This window comes from Halorubrum sp. SD612, assembly GCF_002135005.1.
Genome location: NZ_NEWI01000228.1, coordinates 1 through 3129, shown reverse-complemented (window position 1 = coordinate 3129; position 3129 = coordinate 1). Strand labels below are relative to the sequence as shown.

The 3129-nt window shown below is 70.2% G+C and carries 2 protein-coding genes and 1 pseudogene; 1 reads left to right on the top strand and 2 read right to left on the bottom strand.

Annotated elements, in window-relative coordinates; translation table 11 throughout:
- Positions 1 to 735: pseudogene (locus tag B9G38_RS15550) on the bottom strand (serine protein kinase PrkA); the annotation flags it as partial.
- A 447-nt stretch (positions 736 to 1182) separates the two neighbouring features.
- Here B9G38_RS15550 and B9G38_RS15545 point away from each other — a divergent pair.
- Complete coding sequence (locus tag B9G38_RS15545; RefSeq protein ID WP_086220977.1) at positions 1183 to 1950, top strand: DUF1028 domain-containing protein; 768 nt, start codon at positions 1183 to 1185, stop codon at positions 1948 to 1950.
- A 10-nt stretch (positions 1951 to 1960) separates the two neighbouring features.
- On the opposite strand, the gene B9G38_RS15540 is transcribed toward B9G38_RS15545, so the two are convergent.
- Entirely contained in the window at positions 1961 to 2797 is an 837-nt protein-coding gene (locus B9G38_RS15540) for an endonuclease/exonuclease/phosphatase family protein (protein ID WP_086220976.1), read from the bottom strand.
- Positions 2798 to 3129: the final 332 nt, after the last annotated feature.

Here is a 3129-nt window from a genome sequence, read left to right as displayed (position 1 = left end):
GTTTCCGCTGGGGGGTAGTGCGGCGCCCTGTGCGTTGTCGTCGAGGCGGGCGGCGAGATCGTCGTGTGGTTGGTCGGGCAGCTCGTTCGGTTATAGCTCGGCGGCCGGGTCGGGGTGCTGTTCGTTCCGAAGCGTGTAGGGGGCGTCGAGCCGCTCGTTGAGGTCCTCGATCACCGCCTCTCGCTGGGGCCGCGGGAGGAGGACGAGCGGGTCCTGGTTCATCGGCGAGCGGACGACGTCGTCGTCGGGGTCCTGGTCGTCGATCACCGAACAGAGGTCGACCCAGCGGAAGGTGTACATCCGCCCGGCGTCCTCGCGGGTGTACGCCTCGAAGTAGCGGCGCACGAGCCAGTCGAAGTGGGACTTCCCGGAGCCGACCGGCCCCAAGAGGAGCTTGATCCGCTTCTCGGGTCCGAGCCCGCGGGCGCCGGACTTCACCTTGTTGACGAACTCGTGGATCGCCTCGTGGACCTCGCGGCCGTAGAAGACGTTCTCGCCGTCGTGGAGCGGGTCCTCCCCGGCGAGCGCGTACTCGACGACGCCGTGTTCCTCGTTGTAGCGAGTCCCGTAGTGGTCGAACATGTCCGCGACGCGCTGGTGCGCGTTCCGTGCGATCTCGGGGTCGTCGTACAGCGCGTCGAGGTACCAGTCGAACGACCGCGCCGCTCTGAGATCGTCCGGGACGTCGGTCTGGTACTCCTCGCTGAGCCGTTCGAGCGTGTGTCGGTCTGCCATCGTATCACGTTCGCTCGGAGACCGGGATCGGCGACGCGACGGCCGGAGCTGCCGCTCTCCGTGCGCGTGTCGACGGCTCGTCGAACCGCGAGCGGCGCGTCGTCCGGGTGCGCACCGGCGTCGGTGATCGCTTCGCCCGTATCCGAGGCTATATATGTGGGAGGGATTGCCACGGATAAGTATGTCGCCCGTTGACACGCAACGAGGGCGGTCCGGCGGCGCCGCCATCGTCGGATCCGGCCGGTTCGCCGACGGTCCGTCAGTCGGGCTTATGCCGGGCTCGTGAGATCGACGGCGGGAGGGGTTCCGGGGCCCCCGCGGATCGCTCGCGCGCGCCGGCGGCGTCGCTTCCCCCTCGCGTCGCCCGGGCGGCGGTCCGCCGCGGCGAGAACCGGAAAGCTCGCCCCCGGAACCCACCCTTTTGCTGGACGCCCTCTCAGTACCCCTGTGACGTTCAGCATCTGCGTTCGCGAGCGGTACACCGACGAGGACGGCGGCGACCAGCTCCGGTTCGGCGTGGCGGTCACCACCCGGCTGCCGGGCGTGGGCACGCTGTGCCCCTTCGCGTCGTCGGACGGGGCGGTGGCGACCCAGTCGCTCGTCAACGTCGAACTGGGACGGAAGGGGATCGAGTACCTCGGCGACGGGCTCGCGGTCGACGACGCGCTGGAGGCGCTTTTAAACGCCGACGAGGGGAGCGCACAGCGCCAGCTCCACGGCGTCGACGCCGACGAGACGTTCGCGTTCTCCGGCGACGAGTGCAACGACTGGTACGGTCACCGCGAGGGACAGAACTACACCGTCGCGGGCAACCTGCTCACCGGCGAGGACGTGATCGAGGACACCGCGGCCGCCTACGAGTCCGACGCGCACGGCGACGCGCCGCTCGCCGAGCGACTGATCGACGCCCTCGCGGCGGGCCACGCCGCGGGCGGCGACAAGCGCGAGGACCTCGAAGTCCAGTCCGCCGCGCTGCTCGTACGGAACACGGAGGAAGAGGCGGACGACCCGTACTACAACGACCTCCGGGTCGACGCGAGCGAGACTCCGGTGGCCGACCTCCGCGAGACGTACGAGACCGCAAAGCGCGGCTACGAGACCATCTTGGAGAAGTACGCCGAAGAGGAGGACACCGAAGACGACGCGGAGGCCGACGACGCCGGTACGGAAACCGGCGACGCCGACACGGAGGCCGACAACACCGACGCGGAGTAGCGGCCGCTCCCTACATCGACAGCCGCGCGAGGATCGGCAGGTGGTCGGAGGGGTATCGCCCGCGGTCGTCGCGGTCCGTGAGCGTCGCGAACGCGTCGACCGCGACTTCGGGCGAGACGAGCGCGTGGTCGATCCGGCGGCCGTCGATGAGGCGAGCGAAGTCGGTGAGGCTCGTCTCCGGGCCGTGCCGGAGGTCGGCGGCGGGAGCGGCGTCGCGGAGCGAGAGGGTGTCACCCGTAGTAGCGCCCTCTCTCGTGCCGGACTCGTCCCCGACGAGGACCCGGTGCGGCTCCGACCCCGGCGTACAGTTGAGGTCGCCGACGAGCACGACCGGGGGCGTCTCGTCGGAGTCGCCCTCGTCCGCAGCCGCTGTCTCCGGCACCCGCTCGCGGAGCAGGCGGGCGGACTCGCGGCGGGCGTGCGCGCTGACGTGGTCGAAGTGCGTGTTGACGACGAGCAGCTCCGCGTCGCCGTCGACGGTGCGGACCCGCGCCCACGTCGCGATTCTGGGGTAGGAGGCGTCCCAGCCGGTCGAGGGCTTGTCGGGGGTTTCCGAGAGCCAGAACGTGTCGCTCTCGGTGACTTCCCAGCGGTCGCTCCGCACCGCGATCGGACACCCCTCGCCCTCGCCGCCCGCCTCGCGGCCCCGACCGACGAACTCGTACCCCGGGAGCCGCTCGCGGAGGTCGTCGCGCTGCTCGGGGAGCGGCTCCTGGAACGCGGCGACGTCGGGCCGGTGGAACCGCACGAGTCGCCCGACGGCGTCCCGGCGGTCGTGCCAGGCGTCGTGGTGGTCGCCCCGGTTGGCGTAGCGGACGTTGTAGCTGAGCACCCGGATCCCGGTCATTACGTCGGGACTCGCGGGCGAGGCGATTAAAAGGCGCGGAGCGAATAGGACGGAGCCGATCGGGACGCAAACGACGCTTCCGGTGTTCGGTTATAATTCGTTGACTGCGGCTCGGCGGCGGACTCCTCTAAAGTCCCAGCCGCTCGCTTATAAATAGTTGATCACGAATCGGCGGTGAACTCCTCCAAAGCCCCAGTCGCGAGGGCGGCGCACGCTCGTTGCGCGCCTCACTCGGTCGCTCACTCCGTTTGCTCCCTCGCTGCGGTTTCGCCGGCGGCTTCGCCGCCGGCTGTCCGTGGCGCGTGGCGCCACGCCACCTCTGGCCCTTATAC